Origin of the sequence: Desulfosarcina cetonica JCM 12296, assembly GCF_001311845.1 — a bacterium.
Classification (GTDB): Bacteria; Desulfobacterota; Desulfobacteria; order Desulfobacterales; family Desulfosarcinaceae; genus Desulfosarcina; species Desulfosarcina cetonica.
In genome coordinates this window covers 1-716 of the sequence record NZ_BBCC01000522.1, presented here as the reverse complement: position 1 = coordinate 716, position 716 = coordinate 1, and the positions used below count along the sequence as shown (strand labels likewise).

At 64.7% G+C, this 716-nt stretch carries 1 pseudogene; it reads left to right on the top strand.

Features of this window, described 5'->3' with window-relative positions:
• Positions 1-13 precede the first annotated feature (13 nt).
• Positions 14-716: pseudogene (locus tag JCM12296_RS35370) on the top strand (glycogen debranching enzyme N-terminal domain-containing protein); the annotation flags it as partial.

The window sequence follows — 716 nt, the reverse complement described above, 5'->3', positions numbered from 1 at the left end:
TGCCACCATCCACATGCTCGGCACCAACGGCCGCGGCGGCATGTCCCGCGCGCATGCCCACTGGAACCGGCTGCCCAGCCGCTATGACGCCCTTCTGGCGGCCAATCTCAACCCGCACGTACCCGAGGACCGCCGCATCCTGCTCACCCGTATGCGCGGTTGGGTGGTTTACCAGGCTTTTCCCAGGAGATTGGGCCGGACTGCCTGGATCGTTTCGGCATGGATTTCGACGGCACGGCCTGCTGGGAGTATCATATCCCCTCCGGTCAGGGGCAACACGTGGTCCTGCGGGTGGCCCTGCAAATGTTGCCGGACCAGAACGCCATCGGCATGGCCTTCTACCGGCATCCGGCCGCCGGGTTCAAGGATCGCCTGGCCGACGACCGTCCGGTGACCCTGATTCTCAGGCCCGATATCGAAGACCGTAATTTTCATGAAGTCACCAAGGCGTTTACTGGTGCGGAGGAGCTTTTCCCCCAGGCGGTTTCCAGCCAGGAGAAGGGCTTTCGCTTTTCCCCCTACGGCGGGCATGCCCTCGAGGTCATGGCGCGCACGGGTGATTTCTTTTACGAGCCCGAATGGCAGTATATGGTGCACCGGTCCCAGGAGGCCCAGCGGGGCCAGGATCCGGATTCGGATCTGTTCAGCCCCGGTTATTTCTCCGGCCCCCTGGCCGGCGGGGGCGTCGAGCGGGTCATGGCGGGCGTGCCCGAGGC